19 protein-coding genes are annotated in these 19,831 nt (G+C 43.7%); 1 reads left to right on the plus strand and 18 read right to left on the minus strand.

Features of this window, described 5'->3' with window-relative positions; all coding sequences use genetic code 11:
* Positions 1-500: 500 nt before the first annotated feature.
* From pduL to sleB, 18 genes are all read right to left on the minus strand, one after another.
* Positions 501-1,073 (minus strand): phosphate propanoyltransferase, encoded by a 573-nt coding sequence (gene pduL, locus MHB56_RS02550; RefSeq protein WP_036688383.1) that lies wholly within the window; start codon positions 1,071-1,073, stop codon positions 501-503.
* Positions 1,074-1,211: 138 nt separating this feature from the next.
* Positions 1,212-2,177 carry a dipeptidase gene (locus MHB56_RS02555; RefSeq protein ID WP_341143232.1) on the minus strand — a complete coding sequence of 322 codons (966 nt, stop codon included), beginning with the start codon at positions 2,175-2,177 and terminating at the stop codon, positions 1,212-1,214.
* Positions 2,178-2,298: 121 nt separating this feature from the next.
* On the minus strand, positions 2,299-2,559 hold the full coding sequence (locus MHB56_RS02560) for a stage V sporulation protein S (protein WP_019910496.1): 261 nt from the start codon (positions 2,557-2,559) through the stop codon (positions 2,299-2,301).
* Positions 2,560-2,758: 199 nt separating this feature from the next.
* Positions 2,759-3,553: a TIGR00282 family metallophosphoesterase gene (locus tag MHB56_RS02565; protein ID WP_076100408.1), complete on the minus strand. Its 795-nt coding sequence runs from the start codon at positions 3,551-3,553 to the stop codon at positions 2,759-2,761.
* Between the two features lie 211 nt (positions 3,554-3,764).
* The gene (gene rny, locus MHB56_RS02570; RefSeq protein ID WP_370510565.1) at positions 3,765-5,309 is read right to left on the minus strand and encodes a ribonuclease Y; all 1,545 of its coding nucleotides are present in this window, start codon (positions 5,307-5,309) and stop codon (positions 3,765-3,767) included.
* 316 nt (positions 5,310-5,625) lie between these two features.
* Complete coding sequence (locus MHB56_RS02575; RefSeq protein WP_076127881.1) at positions 5,626-6,351, minus strand: regulatory protein RecX; 726 nt, start codon at positions 6,349-6,351, stop codon at positions 5,626-5,628.
* A gap of 110 nt (positions 6,352-6,461) precedes the next feature.
* Complete coding sequence (recA, locus tag MHB56_RS02580) at positions 6,462-7,526, minus strand: recombinase RecA (protein ID WP_076127879.1); 1,065 nt, start codon at positions 7,524-7,526, stop codon at positions 6,462-6,464.
* A 300-nt stretch (positions 7,527-7,826) separates the two neighbouring features.
* Positions 7,827-9,113: a competence/damage-inducible protein A gene (locus tag MHB56_RS02585; protein WP_036688393.1), complete on the minus strand. Its 1,287-nt coding sequence runs from the start codon at positions 9,111-9,113 to the stop codon at positions 7,827-7,829.
* A 108-nt stretch (positions 9,114-9,221) separates the two neighbouring features.
* Positions 9,222-9,809, minus strand: coding sequence for a CDP-diacylglycerol--glycerol-3-phosphate 3-phosphatidyltransferase (pgsA, locus tag MHB56_RS02590; RefSeq protein ID WP_036688397.1), 588 nt, complete (start codon positions 9,807-9,809; stop codon positions 9,222-9,224).
* 155 nt (positions 9,810-9,964) lie between these two features.
* The gene (locus MHB56_RS02595; protein ID WP_076127877.1) at positions 9,965-10,456 is read right to left on the minus strand and encodes a YajQ family cyclic di-GMP-binding protein; all 492 of its coding nucleotides are present in this window, start codon (positions 10,454-10,456) and stop codon (positions 9,965-9,967) included.
* A gap of 210 nt (positions 10,457-10,666) precedes the next feature.
* Positions 10,667-10,828: a hypothetical protein gene (locus MHB56_RS02600; RefSeq protein WP_169744781.1), complete on the minus strand. Its 162-nt coding sequence runs from the start codon at positions 10,826-10,828 to the stop codon at positions 10,667-10,669.
* Between the two features lie 79 nt (positions 10,829-10,907).
* Positions 10,908-11,840: a helix-turn-helix domain-containing protein gene (locus MHB56_RS02605; RefSeq protein ID WP_076179903.1), complete on the minus strand. Its 933-nt coding sequence runs from the start codon at positions 11,838-11,840 to the stop codon at positions 10,908-10,910.
* Positions 11,841-11,933: 93 nt separating this feature from the next.
* A complete protein-coding gene (locus MHB56_RS02610; protein WP_036688406.1) occupies positions 11,934-12,701 on the minus strand; it encodes a DUF3388 domain-containing protein in 768 nt (255 codons plus the stop codon).
* A 177-nt stretch (positions 12,702-12,878) separates the two neighbouring features.
* Entirely contained in the window at positions 12,879-13,142 is a 264-nt protein-coding gene (locus MHB56_RS02615; RefSeq protein ID WP_036688409.1) for a DUF3243 domain-containing protein, read from the minus strand.
* Positions 13,143-13,279: 137 nt separating this feature from the next.
* Entirely contained in the window at positions 13,280-14,047 is a 768-nt protein-coding gene (ymfI, locus tag MHB56_RS02620) for an elongation factor P 5-aminopentanone reductase (RefSeq protein WP_036688412.1), read from the minus strand.
* Positions 14,048-15,328 (minus strand): EF-P 5-aminopentanol modification-associated protein YfmH, encoded by a 1,281-nt coding sequence (gene yfmH, locus MHB56_RS02625; protein ID WP_076179904.1) that lies wholly within the window; start codon positions 15,326-15,328, stop codon positions 14,048-14,050.
* A 2-nt stretch (positions 15,329-15,330) separates the two neighbouring features.
* Positions 15,331-16,569 (minus strand): EF-P 5-aminopentanol modification-associated protein YfmF, encoded by a 1,239-nt coding sequence (gene yfmF / locus MHB56_RS02630; RefSeq protein ID WP_256720979.1) that lies wholly within the window; start codon positions 16,567-16,569, stop codon positions 15,331-15,333.
* 176 nt (positions 16,570-16,745) lie between these two features.
* Positions 16,746-17,612, minus strand: coding sequence for a spore cortex-lytic enzyme (sleB, locus tag MHB56_RS02635; protein ID WP_036688421.1), 867 nt, complete (start codon positions 17,610-17,612; stop codon positions 16,746-16,748).
* A 172-nt stretch (positions 17,613-17,784) separates the two neighbouring features.
* Between sleB and MHB56_RS02640 the strand changes: the two genes are divergently transcribed.
* Complete coding sequence (locus MHB56_RS02640) at positions 17,785-19,749, plus strand: AraC family transcriptional regulator (RefSeq protein ID WP_340393941.1); 1,965 nt, start codon at positions 17,785-17,787, stop codon at positions 19,747-19,749.
* The last annotated feature ends 82 nt before the right edge of the window (positions 19,750-19,831 follow it).

A 19,831-nucleotide genomic window follows, 5' to 3' on the forward strand; every position in this document is an offset into this window, starting at 1 on the left:
GAAGCCCAATTCAGTACAAATATAAGGCAATAAGAGCTATGCAGTCCGAAACCTTGGCAAAATAGATCAAAATGCTGAAATAGCTGCAATACAGTCCGATAAGTACAAGCCGTCGGGTAAACCACGCAAACCTTACAGCACGCAGATCAGCCACGCATTCCTTATAGCACACAGATCAGCCACACAATCCTTACAGCAAGCCGATCAGCCACGCAATCCTTACAGTACGCCGATCAGACACGCATTCCTTACAGCACGCAGATCCGACACGCATTCCTTATAGCACACAGATCAGACACGCAATCCTTACAGCACGCCGATCAGACACACATTCCTTATAGCACACAGATCAGACACACAATCCTTACAGCACGCCGATCAGACACACAATTCTAACAGCACGTGGATCAGACACGCAATTCTTATAGCACGCAGATCAGACACACAAAAAAAGCGAAGGATTTCTCCCCCGCTTCTTATCTTTGCTATAACTATGATGACTATTCTACGATTTCAGCAGTATCGCCGTTGTTGGCACCTGCAGCGTTAGCTTCGTCAGTGTCAATATGCATATCCAGTTTAAAGCTGTCTGATACGCGTGCAATTACGTTCTCCAATACGAGACCACGGTCGCCTCCGAGGCGAACTTTAAGCAATTGCTTATCAGCAATGCCCCAAGCTTCAGCTTCAGAAGTATGGAAATGAATGTGACGAGCGGCGATGATAACGCCTTGTTCCAATTCTACTTCGCCAGCAGGTCCTTTAAGCGTAATGCCAGGTGTTCCATCAATATTTCCAGATTCGCGAACTGGAGCTTTCACGCCAAGTGCGAAGGAGTCAGTACGGGAAATTTCTAATTGGGAAGCCGGACGAGCAGGTCCCAAAATTCTTACTTTGTCAAATTTACCTTTGCTGCCGATAACTGCTACTTGCTCATTTGCTGCAAACTGTCCTGGTTGAGAGAGGGGTTTGAACTCCGTTAGTTGATATCCTGGGCCAAACAAAGCCTCCACATGCTCTTGCGTAAGGTGAATATGTCTAGCCGACACACCTACGGGTACAGTCTTACTCATAGTAAAGTCACTCCTTGTATTTTCTCTAGTATCTGTACAAGCCATTAACCATTATACATCTTCTTAACCAAAAATAAAAAGCCCCACATCATAACGAGGGCCTTTTTTTCGACAATTCATACTTTTAGAGCAGGATTGTCATGATTTAGACACCTGAGAAGGTAAGTTTGTGCGCAGGTAGGAGACCGCATTCTCATATAACCAACCCTTTACGGAAGCTTCTGGATAGTAACGAAGCAGGTGCTCCGCGAGCTCAGGGTATTTTCCCGGATGCTCCATGTTCTCTACCCAAGTGTCAATGCCGTCAAAATCCGAACCAAACATCATATGTTTCTCGCCACCTAGACTACATACATGATCAATATGCTTTAATAAATCATCCATACGAGCTTTTCCATCATCACATACAAACCACGGATAAAAGGTCAGGCCCATTCTTCCGTCCATTGCAATCAAAGCTTTAATCTGTTCATCATTTAAATTTCTAACATGCCCACAGATTGCTGCGGCGTTCGAATGGGAAGCTATAAACGGACGTGTGCTTAAGTCGGCTAGCTCCCAAAAACCTGCCTGAGACAAATGCGACACATCAAGCAGCATTCCACTGTCGTTGCACCATTCGATCAGCATTCGCCCTTTTTCCGTAAATCCGCCGTTGCGCTGCTCCAGAACACCGTCCGCTGCCCAATTGGCATAATTCCAAGTGATTCCCAAAAACCGCACGCCAAGCTCAAAGCAGAGCTGTGCATAAAACAAGTTCCCTTCTAGACCGTCTACACCCTCCAGAGAGAGCATTCCCCATGGGGATGCTCCAGCTGTTCGTTTTCTTACCTCCTCCTTCCAACGCAGCCACTGAAGGCTCTCTGCGCCTATTATTTTTTGCCGGAACAAATCAATTTGTCCTAAAACATTCTCAAAGCTAGGTCTTCCTCTACTTGCCGAAAGGTATATTGCAAAAATCTGCAATTCCACACCGCCCGCTACCAGCCGCTCTCCGGTAACATCCAGCCGAGGATCATTCTTAAAATCCATATCTGGTGATGCTTGCATTTTACTCAGCACATCACAATGAAAATCCGCAACCTGTAGCTTATCGGTTCTCATCCCAAGCCCTCGCTTTCATGCAGCCCTATTCCAGATTCTATGCTTAAAAACGCCAGACTATATACCAAAAGCAAAAAACCTGTTTACATAAGTAAACAGGTTCATCCGTTCTATGCTTCTATTATCTGGGTTCTACAATCAATTTAATCGCGGTTCGATCCTCTCCGTCAATCACAATGTCTGTAAATGCCGGAATGCAGATCAAATCTACTCCGCTTGGTGCAACAAATCCCCGGGCAATGGCAACTGCTTTGACTGCTTGATTCAGTGCTCCAGCTCCAATAGCTTGTAATTCGGCCGATCCACGTTCACGAAGAACACCTGCTAAAGCGCCGGCGACGGAATTTGGATTGGATTTAGCTGATACTTTTAATACATCCATAGTAAGTACCTCCCCTGGGAAAATAATGGTGTTCTTCCACTACTTTAGATGTTATTCGCGAGAGAAGAAATAATTCCTTCTTTTTGCGGACTACTCTGGAGAAAATGGTACAATAGATACTCTTTTTCGATATAATAAATATCACACTTTACCCCTATTCGGCGAAATTACCCGGAAAATCACTTATCTTATCCTACTACTAGCTCATTACCCATTCATCTTCACGTAGCCGTATTTTCTCCAGACGGGTAGCCGCGCCAGTATTCTCGTCTAACTCTGCAAATAAACCGTGAAGCTGCCATTTGCCTTCATCAACAACAAATCGTGCTGGAAGCTGTGTAGTGAACTTATAAAGTACTGCATCTCTTTCCATACCCAGAATCCCTTCGCTTGAACCAACCATGCCCGCATCGGTCAAGTAAGCCGTTCCACCCGGCAAAATCACATCATCATTCGTCTGAACGTGAGTATGGGTCCCTACTACAATTGATGCGCGACCATCCATGAAATAGCCCATGGCGATTTTCTCAGAGGTAACCTCTGCATGGAAATCAACGAGAATGCATTTATGATCTCTACGTAGCTCTTCCACAATTTCTTCACCCACACGGAAAGGACAATCAATCGCAGGCAAAAATGTACGGCCTTGCAGGTTAACTATAGCTAGCTCTTTGCCGTTACCTTTAACAACTGTATATCCTCTTCCCGGTGTTCCTGGAGGAAAATTAGCAGGACGGATAATCCGGGCCTCATCGTCGATAAACTCGAAGATGTCCTTGTTGTCCCATGTGTGATTACCCATGGTGATTCCGTGAACGCCCCAGTTAAAAAATTCATTTGCGATCGCTTTAGTAATACCTCTACCGGCAGCAGAATTTTCACCGTTAACTATGATTATATGTGGTTGATATTTGCTTTTTAATGAGGGCAACATCTCCCGAAGTGCCTTCCTGCCTACACTACCTACGATATCTCCAATGAATAGTACTTTAATGTTTCTCTCCTCCTAATCTTAACCTCTGCATCTAACGGATAAGTCTTCATATTTAAAAGAAAAAAGGCCCCGCTTAGGGGCCAATTTTCATCAAATATAAGAAAGTATAAGTTATATCTTATCCTTTAACCTTATATTCCTAGCAGAAACATGTACAAGGAAACGATCATAAATATCGTTATTTCCGAAGCGTATGTTATCTACTTATTGCCTATTTAGCGTATTCAACAGCCCGTGTCTCACGAATAACGGTAACCTTGATATGTCCTGGATAATCCAGTTCACTTTCAATCATCTTCGTAATATCGCGAGCAAGACGGAATGCCTCTGCATCGTCAATCTTCTCTGGCTGTACCATCACGCGCACCTCACGGCCCGCTTGAATAGCAAATGATTTCTCAACGCCTTCGAATGACTCTGAGATTTCTTCCAGTTTCTCTAGACGTTTAATATACGTTTCCAGTGTTTCACGGCGAGCACCAGGTCTAGCAGCCGACAATGCGTCAGCGGCACCAACCAACATAGCAATAACCGAGGTAGCTTCGCAGTCTCCATGATGAGATGCGATACTGTTGATAACAACCGGATGTTCTTTATATTTCTTCGCTAGTTCAACGCCGATCTCAACATGCGAACCTTCCACTTCATGATCCAGCGCTTTGCCGATATCATGGAGTAATCCTGCACGTTTTGCAAGCACGATGTCTTCCCCAAGCTCACCGGCCATCAGTCCTGTTAAATAAGCAACCTCCATGGAGTGCTTCAATACATTTTGACCATAGCTTGTACGGAATTTCAGACGCCCCAGAATCTTGATCAAATCTGGATGCAAACCGTGAACGCCCACTTCGAAAGTAGCTTGTTCACCATATTCCCGAATCCGTTCGTCCACTTCTTTGCGGGATTTCTCCACCATCTCTTCAATACGAGCGGGGTGAATACGTCCATCAGCCACCAATTTCTCAAGTGCCGTACGGGCCACTTCACGGCGGATTGGATCAAATCCTGACAAAATAACTGCTTCCGGCGTATCATCAATAATGAGGTCGATACCTGTAAGAGTTTCCAAAGCACGAATATTACGGCCTTCACGACCGATAATCCGACCTTTCATCTCTTCATTCGGCAACGTAACAACTGAAACCGTTGTTTCCGCTACGTGATCAGCTGCACAGCGTTGGATAGCGAGTGTGATGATTTCACGGGATTTCTTATCCGCTTCTTCTTTCGCCTGCTGTTCAATTTCTTTGATCATTTGTGCCGTTTCATGGCGAACTTCTTGCTCAACATTGCTAAGAATGATACTTCTTGCATCTTCGATGCTTAAATTGGAGATACGTTCCAATTCAGTGACTTGGTTTTTGTAAATAACATCAATTTGCTGTTGGGTTTCATCAATTCGTTTCTCTTTGTTAGCTACTTGTTCTTCTTTTCTTTCAAGCGATTCCATTTTTTTATCCAGAGATTCTTCCTTTTGCAGCAAACGTCTCTCTTGCCGTTGGATTTCATTCCGACGTTCACGAGTTTCTTTCTCAGCTTCAGTACGGATTCTATGGACTTCGTCCTTAGCTTCCAATACTGTTTCTTTCTTCAGCGCCTCAGCGTCCTTCTTCGCATTCTCAACGATGACAACGGCTTCTCTTTCTGCGCTTTGGATTTTAGCTTCTGCAAGGGATTTACGAATAAAATAACCGAACCCAAAGAATATTGCAGCTACAACGAGAACGATAATGACCCAGATCCATGATTCCAGCATCTGTTCACCTCCTCGTTGGTTCCTCTCCAAGGTATATCCCTGGGAATTGTGCAGTTGTTTAACTATCCGTTCATCACCATACAAAAAACCGGTAAACAACCGATTGCCATACTGCACATGCTGCACATGCACACTGCCCGCCTTATCCGGCGATTACATTTCATATGAGTTGTACGTGAACCGTTTAAAACAGTCTCCTTTTTGGGAAGGAAAAAGGATTCTAATTTTATGCCGATTCATGTTATATTTTATTATTTATAAAAAGACATTGTCAAGAGAGTCGATATACGCATTAATGTCAAGAGAATCAGTGATTCTAGTAAAACTCCTCATCTTCACCTTCATAATTGTCTTCCGCAAGTAAAGTATTGATCACTTGGCGAACCATATCGCCCGAAAATCCACGGCGCATAAGGAAGGCTCCAGTCTTTCTTCGCTTATCTGAAGCTTCTCCACGGATGAGATTCCATTTCTTGCGCCCAGTTTCGAGTGCGCTCTCCAGCTCTTGTTCAGGAGTAATATTCTCCAAAGCTTCCGATATAAGGGTTTTGTCTATCCCTTTCTCACGTAGCTCTTGTCGAATCCACATCTTCCCTTTCCGCTGGTTCGCTATTCGTTGCTCTGCCCATTGCTTAGCATATAAAGGGTCATCAAGAAGTCTTTCCTCCTGCAGCCGCTGCACCACTTCCGCAATAATAGTCTCTCCTATTTCCTTCTGGCGTAAACGGCGAGTCATTTCCATAGCGGTGCGTGGTTTACGTTCTAGATAACGGAGGCCTTCTACATAAGCTCGTTGACGCTCATCAGCTACAACAATTTCAACCAAATCAGCCTTCATAAAAGAATTACCAGTAATCATTCGATATTTAATCATGACGTCCTCGTGCACAGTCATGTTATATGCTCCGAAATGTATGATATAACGGTGATCAGATTTCTTTTGACGTTCTACTTTAGTGATCTCTAAGAGTTCTCCTTCAGGAAAATCAGATAACACCTGCTCATCTTGTTCTTCTGCTTCAAAATCCAGTTGTATTACCATAGTTGTTTGTCACCTCGTAGCAATAGATCGGTTATCGTCTTACTTTCATTACTTGTTAAGAAAAGACACCCTGCAACAATCAATCACAGGGCGTCCTATTGCTTAATATACTATTCGATTTCGAGAAGCAATTTCTCTTCTTCTTCTTGCTCTGCAATAATATCTTCATTCTTCGGCGCAGCAACAATAGTGGATAAATTACTTGCTTCACGGATCTTATTCTCAATAATAAGGGCAATATCCTGATGTTCCTTCAAAAACTGTTTAGCATTCTCACGGCCTTGACCGAGACGCTCGCCTTCGTAGGAATACCATGCACCACTCTTATTCACGATATCCATTTCAGTACCGATATCTACAAGACTTCCCTCTTTGGAAATCCCTTCACCGTACATAATATCAACATCAGCCTGTTTAAAAGGAGGGGCTACTTTATTCTTCACAATCTTGATCTTAGTACGGTTACCAACCACATCGTTCCCCATCTTGATGCTCTCTACGCGACGTACATCTAAACGTACAGAAGAGTAGAATTTCAATGCACGACCACCCGGAGTTGTCTCAGGGTTACCGAACATAACACCGATCTTCTCACGAAGCTGGTTGATAAAGATAGCGATCGTATTGGATTTGCTAATGGCACCAGAAAGCTTACGAAGTGCTTGAGACATCAAGCGAGCCTGCAATCCGACGTGGGAATCACCCATATCGCCTTCAATTTCAGCCTTAGGTACCAAAGCAGCAACGGAGTCAACGACAATAATATCAACGGCTCCACTACGAACGAGTGCTTCGGCGATTTCCAGCGCTTGTTCACCCGTGTCTGGCTGAGAAAGCAGCAACTCATCGATATTTACGCCCAAGTTACGTGCATATTTCGGATCAAGCGCATGCTCGGCATCGATAAATGCAGCTTGTCCGCCTTGTCTTTGCACTTCTGCAATAGCATGAAGAGCAACTGTTGTTTTACCTGAAGATTCCGGTCCATATACTTCAATAATACGTCCCTTTGGAAGTCCGCCTATACCTAACGCAATATCAAGTGCCAAAGATCCGCTAGGTACAACTTCCACTTGCATATGCGTGGATTCTCCCAGTTTCATTACCGAACCTTTACCAAATTGTTTTTCTATTTGACGAAGCGCCATATCAAGCGCTGCACGACGATCTGACAATCAGACCACTTCCTTCACTGTTTATAGTAATATAATAACGTGTTTTTAAGGTCTTGCCAAGCTTTTTTTCGAACATACATTCGTTTTTTTTGTCTTGGGCGTTATTTATCCCTTTTATTGTAAGCCTCCCTCCGGAGATAGAAGTTAATTAAATTCCCCACTTCACCGGACATCAACGACTTATGATCATGAGTAGTCATCGTGATCAAAATCTCTGCAAATATACAAAAAACCGCAGCAAAGAAATCTCAGTGCCACGGTTCTTCCGTATGTGTTTATTATAACTGGGCTAATCTCCCATTACAAGTCTGAACCCTCAAGAGGTGTCTCCACCTTGCGTTCCTCAAGTCTCCGCCACAGACGATACAGCAGAGCCTTTACAGTACGCAACCGGATATTTTCCCGTGTACCTTTAAGATTAAGCTCATAGACCTCTGTCTTACGTCCCCGTTCAGCCAAGCCGATAAATACAAGTCCAACAGGCTTGCGCTCAGAATAACCCGGTCCAGCCACACCCGTAACAGATAAGCCGAAATCGCTGTCAGCAATCATTCTCACTTGGTCAGCCAACACCTCGGCAACTTCTCGACTTACGGCTCCAGGAGCATTGGGTCCCTCCAAATAAGCACTTGGCACATTCAGTAACTTTTTCTTTAAGTCATTCGAATAGCAGACGATTCCGCCGGCAAACATCGAAGCACTGCCTGGAATATTTGTTATGCTCTCCATCAGCAAACCTCCGGTGCAGCTCTCTGCCGCACTTAAGGTCAGGCCGGCATCCGCCATCCAATCCACAATCAATTGCTCCAGCGGCACATCAATGTTCGCATACAAATGTTCCGGCAAAATCTCCTTGATTTGTTGTTCCAGTATCTCCAGCTTTTTTGTAGCTTCATGCTCAGAAGGGGCCTTTGTCGAAATACGAACAGTTACCTCTCCCTCTTTGGCATACGGAGCAATCGTTGGATCAGTCTGACTGCGAATCAGTTCGATGAGCTTGTCCTCCAGCAGTGATTCTCCGATGCCGGCAAATTTGAGCATTTTTGAATAAAGCGGTGTTTCGTTCGTCAAGGCGTGCTGCTGTAGCCACGGTACTGCTTTATCTACGAACATCGGTTTCATCTCACGAGGTGGACCTGGAAGCACAATATAATATTTCTTCTCATGCTCAAAAGCAATCCCAACCGCAAGACCGATTTCATTCGGCAACGGTGTAGTTCCTTCAATTATAAGTGCCTGTTTGCGGTTATTTTCGGTCATAACGATCTTACGATCATCAAAGAAACGTTGTACATGATCCATCGCCAAACGATCAATATGGAGCGTTCTACCTAGCGATGCAGCCAGTGCGTCTTTAGTCAGATCATCCTCAGTGGGGCCAATTCCGCCCGTAAAGATAATAACGTCAGCCCGACTCTGAGCGATCTCGATGGCTTGCTGTAGGCGGCTGCTGTTATCACCGACAACGGTTTGAAAGTATACATCGATCCCGATGGCAGCTAGCTCGATAGACAAAAACTGGGCATTACTATTCACGATTTGACCGAGCAAAAGCTCTGTCCCTACTGCAATAATCTCCGCTTTCATACCTGGCTTTCGCCTCCTCGTTATAATGTAGGTACACTGCTTTTGGATTTCAAAAAAGGTAATAGGTGCTTCACCTATTACCTTTCCTTGTATATCCAGCTTACATGCTTACGCATTATGCAGCTGTAGCAGATCCTTATTCTTCACAAAATAATCAATTCCAGAATAAATAGTGATCAGCGCTGCGGCCCAAATAGCAATATCGTCTACAGGAATACTGACAAATTGAAATGGGAAATTATTCAACAACAGCAGTGAGATCGCAACAATTTGTACAACCGTCTTTATCTTGCCCCATTTGCTGGCGGCAACCACTTTTCCCTCTAGCAATGCAATCTGGCGAAGTCCGGTGACTGCAAACTCACGACTGATGATTACAATAGCAATCCATGAATCGCATCTGCCCAGCTCCACAAGTGAAATCAGAACTGCAGATACCAGCAGTTTGTCCGCAAGTGGATCAAGGAGTTTACCGAGATTGGTGACCATATTATATTTCCTAGCAATGTAGCCGTCTATTCCATCCGTGCTGGCCGCAAGCAAAAAGATTACAGCTGCTACCAAATGATTAACAGATAGCTGAAACGAGCCCCAATGTATCGGTTCTGGATAAAAACTGAAATCCACCAGTAAAAAAAACATCATAATCGGGATCAGGCAAATACGAGCTAGCGTGATGCGGTTGGGCAAATTCACTGAAGTTTTCCTCCCCTAAATCGTTCATACAAATTGCCTAAATCAGGCTAATCCATTTCTACTTAAGCAAGTATATTATAGCAATAAATAGGTGTCAAAAAAACAGAAAGCACCCCGCGTTGTTAGTGCTAATAAGCACTGCGGGGCACAAAATTCTATTTCATGTTCATGAATTGTAGATCCAGCGGCAAATCAGCTTTACGCAAGATCTGAATAATCTGCTGCAAATCGTCGCGGCTCTTACCGGTTACACGAATTTGATCCCCTTGGATTTGGCTCTTCACCTTTAATTTTGAATCACGGATCAGAATATTAATTTTTTTCGCATTCTCCTGATCAATGCCTTGCTTAAGCCCTAAACGTTGACGTACAGATCCCAGGGAAGCCGGTTCTACTTTACCGAAATCCAGATTTTTTAGGGTAATGCCTCTTTTCACCATCTTTGATTGTAAAATATCAATAACAGCGTTGAGCTTATATTCGTCTTCAGAGGCGATTATAAGTGCGTCTTTCTCCAGCTTCAGACTGCTTTTGCTGTTCTTAAAATCAAAGCGGTTGTCGATCTCTTTCTCTGTTTGGTGAATAGCATTCGTTAACTCCTGCATATCCATTTTGGATACAATATCAAATGAACATTCTGAACTCATTAAACTCCACGTCCTTTATACAATTAGTCTGCTACTATTATAAGAGAATGGTACTATTAAGTCTAATTTTGGATAAATCATTATGTAGCTCACCCGACATAGAAAACAGCCCCACTAAGTGGAGCTTTTCCTTCGAGTGAGTTTGGTTCAAAGGGTAGAAACACGTCTCCACCGGAAGTACGCCGTTGGAGACGTTCATTTCTACAGCTTCTATCTGCTTCGGACCGGATTACGAAACATATCCAGAATTCCTAGCACAATATGTGCAATACCGAATCCGAGAATTCCGTATCCCCAAGCACCTGGTGTCAAATAGTATCCGATGAGACTGACAACAACCCCAAGGCCAGCTACAATCCAGCTAACTGTCATAAGATGTACACCTCACTTTGGCTAAAACTGAAAACAGTCTTATGTTCTCCCTAAAGCCAAAGTCTATACATCCTATTTGTTATTCGCCTGTCCCGTCACTTTGGGTACCTTCACTTCCAGAACCGTCGTCAAGATTAAGCAGGAGACGTGAGGACGTCTTCTCATCCGTGATTACTTGACCATTTACGGTAATTTCAGTTGCTGGGGAATACCCAGACTTAATATACATGCCCTCACTACCAAGAACGAAGCTCATAGTTTCTCCTGCTGCAGTATTTCCGAAGGAGAGTTTTTCACCTTTAGAGTTTTCGCCTTTGTAAACTTCAAGCCAGCTTACTCCGGATGCAACAATCTCAACCTTAACTTCGCTTCCGGCAGGAGCTGTAACCTTAAATTTCGTTGTTTTGCCTGACTTCCCATCTGGTGTAACTGTGATCGATTGAGGAGACGGCGTTGGTGTCGGTGTTGGCGTAGGCTCCGTAGTTGGCTCAGTAGTTGCTTCTGCACCTGCCGAGGAAGTAGGCGCTACTACACCGCCTCCTGATGCGGGTGGAGATGTTTGTGCTGTATTAGGATCCTGCACATTATTGGTGATATTTGTTTGATCAACTTGATCAGGGTCTGCTTTGTTTAAACTAGAAGCATAAATGTAAATCACCACAATAATCAATATAGGGAATGTCCACATCAGCACCGTTGGCAGCCATTTTGCATTCCGTTCGGTTTCGGGTCTACGGCTGCGCTTTTGAATCACCGTCTCCATGGTCGTGTCTGCGGGTGGTGCAGGTACGTTCCCATGCTCCTCGAGCAGTTCGTCAGGACTCATGCCTACTGCTTCTGCATACGTTTTGATAAACGCCCTCACATAAAAACTTCCTGGAAGCACCTTGTAGTCTCCAGACTCGATGGCTTCCAAATACTTTTTGCGAATTTTTGTTACTTCCTGGACATCGTCAAGACTCATCCCTTTTTGCAGACGTGCCTCTTTCAATTGCCGGCCCAGTTCCGACATACCATCACCTCCTGTAAGTTCTATGAATGTAAACTTCCTTAACCAGCTTTATAAAAAAACATGCTCGGAAGTGTATTCTTCATCGTTTGTGTTCTATAAATCATCACTGTAGCTCGTCGTAAATGACTCGTACAAGATTTCTTCCGTTGGATTATTCCGCAGCTCAATAATAATATCAAAGTCATCATAACTATACTCAGATTCGCGTACGAAAATATCTGGATGCTCAATAACCTTTGTGCTTGGCATGCTCATAACATTTTGCAATAAATTATAATGTTTCTCATTAGAGCGGATCGTACTAACTATACCATCAATTATAAATACATTATGTGGGTTCATCTCATCTTCAGCCAATTGACTGCGCACCGTCTGCCGCAATAATGTGGAGGAGACAAATGTCCAGCGTTTCATAGCACAGACACTGCCAGCTATAATGGATTCCGTCTTTCCTACACGGGGCATACCACGAAGTCCTATAACCTGATTCCCATCTTTTTTAAACAGCTCACCGAGAAAATCAACCAATAGACCTAGCTCATCGCGGGTGAAACGAAACGTCTTCCGATCATCTGAATCCCGTTCAATATATCGCCCATGGCGCACAGCCAGCTTGTCCACGAGCCTTGGAGACCGCAGAGCTGAAACTGTAATATTATCAACTTTTTTGAGCATTTCGCCCATCAGCATAATTTTCTCATCATCATTGGTCTCCAGCAACATTCCGCGAGTTTTTCCTTCAACTCCATTAATCGTCAGAATGTTAACTTCCAGCATCCCTAACATTGAAGCGATATCACCAAGCAGACCGGGTCTGTTCTTGTGAATCTTGTATTCCATATACCACTGTTTATATTCCACTTGTACACCTCATAGATTCCTTTTCCCTACCCTTTGCCAATACAGCAAAAAAAGCTGCCCCGGCAAAGCGGTCTTTTACACGGGTCATGTTAATGATATATAAAATAAAAATGAAAGGCAAGGTCAGTCCTGTAATAATTGCAGAAAAGCTCCCACAGGGGGAGCTTTTCCGCAAGCTTAGGCGTTGTCTTTCGCCAACTTGACCATGAGTTTAGCAATCGTTTGCTTTTCTTCATCGTTGCCGACATCCCATAGCTCTTTGATCGCACGGTTTTGAGTGTTTGCTGGATCCACTTTTTCATCAAGGAATTCCCCGATTTCAAAAGCCAGCTTTGAGATTGTATCTTGACTCATCCCAAGTTTCTCCGCCTGTACAACCCGTTTACCTAGGAATTTCTTCCAGGTGTCAAAATTTTTGATTACGCTATCGTCTTGTGTCATCTTAAATCCTCCTTCATGTTTACGGTCAAACACCTGCATACAGGCTGTAAGCCGCCTTACGAGAGATTAAAAAACAACACTTATAATATGTCTCAGACGATAGATTCTTATGCTGGAGCTTTTCTCCAAGTTAAGCATTAAGTAATCCAGCCACCGTTAGGGCTAATGATCTGCCCAGTAATATACCCGGATTCAGGCAATGCTAAAAAGTAAATCAGTGAGGAGATCTCGTTCGGTGTAGCCAAACGTCCCGCCGGAATCTCATCCTCCAGCATCCGGACCTCATCCTCCTGTAGGTTAGACAACATATTCGTATTAACCGCTCCTGGAGCTACCGCGTTCACAGTTACGCCAGAAGGTGCTAGTTCCTTGGCTAACGCCTTAGTAAACGCATTTACTCCGCCTTTACTGGCTGAATAAGCGACCTCGCAAGAGGCTCCCGATATTCCCCACACGGAAGAAACGTTGATGATTCGACCATAACGCTGGGATACCATGTACGGCATAAAAATCTGGCTGCACATAAAGGTACCTTTCAAGTTAATGGCCATAATATCGTCCCATTCCTCTTCACTCACATCAGCCAGCATCCCATAATGAGATTTACCGGCATTGTTGACAAGAATATCCGGCTGCATTCCATTACTTTCAAGCTTCTCCGCCATTCGTACAATCTGACTGCGATCCTTCATATCCGCATTTACAGTCATTACCTTTGCTCCAAGTGCCATACAACGCCGAGCGACATCATTAGCAGCTTCATGTGAGTGCTTGTAGTGAATAACAATATTCATGCCTACAGAGGCAAACCGTTCTGCAATGGCGCCACCGATTCCCCCGCTGCCCCCTGTCACCAGAACTGTCATTTCTCCTAATGGTTTGTTGCTCTCTCCCAAAAGCGCCATTTAAGGACTCACCACTAGTGAAACAGCGAGCTGCTCCCAATTTACATGGGCATGTAAACGCTCATTCACTTCAGCTAAAGTAATCGATTCGTAAATAGGCAGAACTTCAAACAGGTCACCACCACGGAATTGGTAACGTGTAAATTCATGTGCGATACTTTCAGGGGAGTTCAGCATGCGCAAATATCCGCCTATTTTCTTTTTCCGTGCCCGCTCGAAGTCCTTCTCAGCAAAGCCAGACTTTAAGATCTGATCCACTTCTTCTTTAATTCGTTTTAGCAGCAAATCCGGGTCCTTGGTATCTCCACCCATAGCTGAAAAAGCATATTGTTCTGAACTATTAAATTCATGGCCAAAGCTGTCTGAGATCAGTTCTTCATCATAGAGTTTTTGGTACAACGCTGTGCTGCTGCCAACCAGCAAATCAAGCATAAGCTTTGTGGCGAGATCACGCTTAAGCGCAGCTTCGCCTGTAAGACCATCAACTTTTTCCTTAAATCCAAACATAATCTTAGGCATCGAAACAGCGAGTTTGCTTTCTAAGCGCTTCGTAGCGACTTGTTCCGGCTCCTCTTCAAAAATACGCTTAATCTCACCTTGTTTACCATAAGATTTCCCCTGCTGATTGCTGCGAATCAAGGAGAATACCTTCTCCGGATCCACACCACCCACTACGAACAACAGCATATTGCTGGGATGATAAAAAGAGTTGTAACAAGTGTACAGTGTTTCTTTCGTAATCGTACTAATCGACTCTATAGTTCCGGCAATATCAATCCGAACCGGATGTTTCGAATACATCGCCTCAATAAGGCCAAAGTACACGCGCCAGTCTGGATTATCTGCATACATATTGATTTCTTGACCAATGATCCCTTTTTCCTTTTCTACATTTTCATCCGTAAAATAAGGTCGTTGTACAAAATCAACGAGTGTACTAAGGTTGGTCTCTATGTTCTCTGTTGCCGAGAAAAGATAAACCGTCTGATCAAAACTTGTAAAGGCGTTAGCTGAAGCTCCATTTGAGGCAAAAGTGGCAAAAATATCGCCTTCTGGCTCTTCAAACATTTTGTGCTCCAAAAAGTGAGCTATACCATCAGGAACAGTGGTCTCTTCTCCACCTGCGACATGAAAATGGTTATCTACAGAACCATATTTAGTTGCAAATGTGGCGTAAGTTTTTTTGAATGTTGGTTTTGGCAATACATAAACCTGAAGCCCATTCTCCATCACCTCATGATAAAGGGTCTCTTGAAGTCTGTCGTATTGAATCTGTTCCATCTCTATTCCTCCTTCCCTGTCAAGAAATAAATCGTATCCAGCTGAAAGGTCTCCGCTGCAGCTTTTACTTCCCCTGCACCGATTTGTTCCACCTCTTCTAGCAGCTGATCCGCTGTCCGTTCTTTTCCTGACAACTGGCGGTTGAAGTCGTAAGAGATCATCTCAAAAGCAGAATCCGGAATCTCGGAAAGCTGATTGCGGATCATGGCTTTGGTCTGGCTTAACTCCAGATCACTGATATTGCCAGCTTTCATCTCTTCCAGTTGTTTCTCTATAATTTCAACAGCTTTGTTGTAATTTTGCGTTTCAATACCTGATTGTATCGTTCCAATCCCCTTGTGACCGTCATAGCGTGAAGAAGCATAGTATGCAAGACTGGCCTTCTCCCGTACATTGACGAAGAGTTTGGAGTGTGGATACCCTCCTAATATTCCGTTGTACATAAGTGCGGACGCATATGTATCGTCCTTATACGTAATCGATGTGCGCAGACCCATGTTCAACTTGCCCTGACTGACATCCAGCTTCTCCTCTACCGTCCGCACCTCGCTGACGGATACTGGGACAAACTTGGAGCTATATAAGCCCACCTCCGACTGAATGCGTCCGAAGTGCTGCTGCACAAGCTTTTCAACTTCCTCAGTAGTCGTATCTCCCACAACATAGAGATCCAAAATAGCTCCATCCAGCCATGAGTTATAAGATTCGTACAAACTTTTTGGGGTAATCCGATCCAAATCTGCTCTTTGACCCAGTGGATGAAGACGATAGGGCTCGTTACGGCACATTTCTTCGATACAGCGTTCCGCAGCATAACGAATCTTATCATTTACGATAGATTCCAGCTTCTTGCGCACTGTTTCACGCTCTGTTGCAACATAGGAAGGACGGAAGCTTCCCTCCTCCACCAACGGACGGGTCAGGACTTCTCCTAGGAAAGCAAAGGATTGTTCAAGTAAGCTCTCCTGACTCTGCACGAAGGAGTCATTAATGGTGTCCATGCGAAACTGAACAATCTGATAATCGCCTCTTTTATAAATATCAAAACCAAATCCAGCGCCATACAGCTCCTCCAAACGCTCACGGAATTGAGTAGTCTCTGGATAAGAAGCGGTACCTCTGCGGAGCACAAATGGAGCAAGTGCTGTAGGGGTGACCGTATCCTCATTAAGTGGGACGCCGGCATAAAGTGAGATGGCGTAGGTCTTGAACGCCTTGGTAGGCATCACGTGAATACGCATACCTGCAACGTTGCCATGCTGAAATACATTATTAGTCAAGTCCAAAACTCCTTTACCGCGTGGATAGTTGCTCATTAACATGTTTATGAATTAATAACCATTCTAAACCATTCCAAAGTAAGGAAGCAACCGGATGCCTCTTCCCGGTTGCTCTCTGGATTTACTTCTTTACTTATCTACATACAGAAAATATGCTGGCCTATAGTCTTGACCTGTGGACGAGTCCAAATCCATTTGGAGGTCGCCGTTTTAGGGTTGAAATAATACAAACATCCACCCGAAGGATCCCAGCCATTCAGCGCTTGCTGCACTGCTTTTCGTGCCTGCTCATTTGGCTCCAAATAAATCTGCCCGTCAGCTACAGCTGTAAAAGCTCCCGGCTGAAAAATAACGCCAGACGGCGTATTTGGAAAGCTCGGAGATTTTACCCGGTTCAAGATTACTGCAGCAACAGCAACTTGTCCTTCGAAAGGTTCACCTCTTGACTCACCATAGACGGCATTAGCCATAATTTTGAGATCATTTTCTGATAATCCCATCGTATTCCCTGAAGACAGAGACGCTGAATCCGAATTATTGGTTGTATTTGTTTTGTTACCGGTGTTGTTGTTTGCTGTATTATTTCCGGTTGCTGAAGCCGACTCTGTTGGCTTCCAGTTCTTAGTTGCGTTATACAATTTCAGCTTAGTCTTAGCGCCTACGATGCCATCAGACTTCATTCCAAACTTCCATTGAAACCACGTTACTGAATTTTTCGTTTTCGGACCAAACTGACTGTCTATTTTCCCTTCATAAAAGCCCAGATGTTTTAAACGTCCTTGCAACTCATAAACATCCTGACCAGAAGAACCGAGTTTAATCGGAGTCGTGCTGAAGGCAGGCAAGGCCTCTTCTTCAGGATGATTTAGTTCATGGACAAATGACGCAGCAGCACTTTGCTTGGTCTGTACTATGCCATTACCCTGGAGCAGCATTCCTGCAAACGGCGCGGCAGCAAGTGCAAGGGTTAAAGAAGCAAAGATCCACAACTTATGTTTCTTCATAGGGGTTCGCTCTACCTTTCTTTTGTGAGTTCTGCATGGATGGCTAAAGTTATTATGACGACTGTCAGGACATCCTATGCATTACTAAAAAAGAAGTAATAGCATTTCATTGTAATTGAGAATAATTATCAACTATAATCGAAATAAGAAAACGTTGGAGTTGATATTAATCATGAATTTAAAGGACCACATTTTATTGTGGAACCACGCATTAATAGAAATTATTGATATACGCCATACTTTTCAACGATCTAGTGATCTGAATTCACATTATCAGCTGCCCTCAAGCGCATTCTTGTTGATCATAAACGGCAAAGCCGAAATACTGATTGACGAGATCCCGCATGAGATCGGCAACTTTCATATCCTTCATGGTGGAAAAGGAATGAACATTCAATTTTTACGCACGGAGGAACTACTGGAGTATTACTTAATTTTATATAAAGCAAACCTTTCACTCGCCTCACGCAACAATCTAAAAGCAATTATGGAACACAATAATCCCTTCAATCTCCAATATGGATTTACGCCTACTAGTCCACTGCCCTTATTTGATAAGATGGAGAACATGTTTACTGATTGGGGCAAAACAGGTCTTTTGGATCGGCTGCATGTTAAAACACTGTTTTATCAATGGATTTATGAGCTGCTTAGGCAGCTGCATACGCTGGAAACACAGTTAATCCAACCTGATCCGCTAAATCAAGCAATTCGCTATATGCAGACTTATTATAAGGAAACCTTCTCTCTTGAAAAATTAGCTAAAGCGGTAAACAGCAGCCCTAGAACATTATCCAGATTATTCAGAACACGGCTGCAGACTAGCCCTGCTCAGTACTTAATCAGCATCCGCATGGAAAAATCGAAAATACTGCTCCTGAACACTGAGGCGAGCTTGCATGACATCGCAATTGCAGTAGGTTATCCTGATGGCTATTATCTAGGAAAAATGTTCAAAAAATATTACGGAACCTCCCCTGTCCGATACAAAAATAAATTGATCACCCAACCCAGTTGGCGTGATATGCCATCCCAAGGTGCGCAAACTGACATTGCCCGAACACAACCTCTCCGTTATATTGATTATGATAATCATTATCATTATAACGGAGAAGGGGAATTACCAATGTTTAGAAATGCCAAACCATCCTTACTGCTCACCCTGTTATTATGCTTTACCATAGTGTTAAGCGCTTGTTCCACGGGAACCACAAATTCAAATGCGTCAAGCAATGGGACACCAACCCCCTCAGCAGAAACAAGTACAGGAGCAAATACAGACAAAGCTGCTGTCGAACAACAAACCCGGATAATTTCCACAGTTAAAGGAGACATTGCCGTTCCCACTAGTCCACAAAGAGTCGTAGTTCTTTATTTACTCGGTGATGTACTGGCTCTAGGCATTAAACCTATAGGTGTATCCGATGTGTCCGAGGGTGCTGCATTTGAAGATGAGCTAAAAGATGTGCAAAAGCTTGGCACCTGGTTTGAGGCTAACCCTGAAGCAATCCTTGCTCTAAATCCTGATCTTATCATCGTGCCGTCAGAGGAAACTTATGAAGCCCTCCACCAAATTGCACCAACAGTGTTAGTTCCGTATGAAAAAATGTCAACAGAAGAACGGGTGTCCTTTATTGGACAAGTCGTAGGCAAAGAAGATCAAGCAAAAGAATTATTTACTGATTTCCATAAAAAAGTTGAAGACAGCAAACAAAAGCTGCAAGAAGCTGGTATTCTGGATCACACAATATCCATCATGGAAGGTGGAAAAGACAACAGTATGGCTGTTGTGGCAAGCAAACAATTCGGACGTGGTTCGCAAATCATTTATGAATATTTAGGCATGAAGGCGCCGGAAATCATTCAACAGAAAATAGATACGGCGACTGGTGCGGATGGCGAATCCGTATCCTTTGAAGTCCTTGGCAAATACAGCGGTGACTATATCTTCCGCTCCTCTTATGATGGTATGGCTGATCTGACCCAAAACCCAATTTGGAACAATATCCCTGCCGTGAAAGAAGGCCGTTTGATGGAAATTGATTTTGGATTAGGTTATTACAGTGATATCTATTCTCTAAATGTGCAACTGGATTATATTGTTGAGGCTTTGCTTGCTGCACCAAGAGTCAAATAAGTACTCAGGATACAAAAAAGAGATGGTCCACTTCATAAAGTGGCCATCTCTTTTACTGTCTATTGAAGGTTTCGACGGGCTT

It is taken from the genome of Paenibacillus sp. FSL H8-0315 (assembly GCF_038005365.1).
Lineage (GTDB): Bacteria > Bacillota > Bacilli > Paenibacillales > Paenibacillaceae > Paenibacillus_AQ > Paenibacillus_AQ odorifer.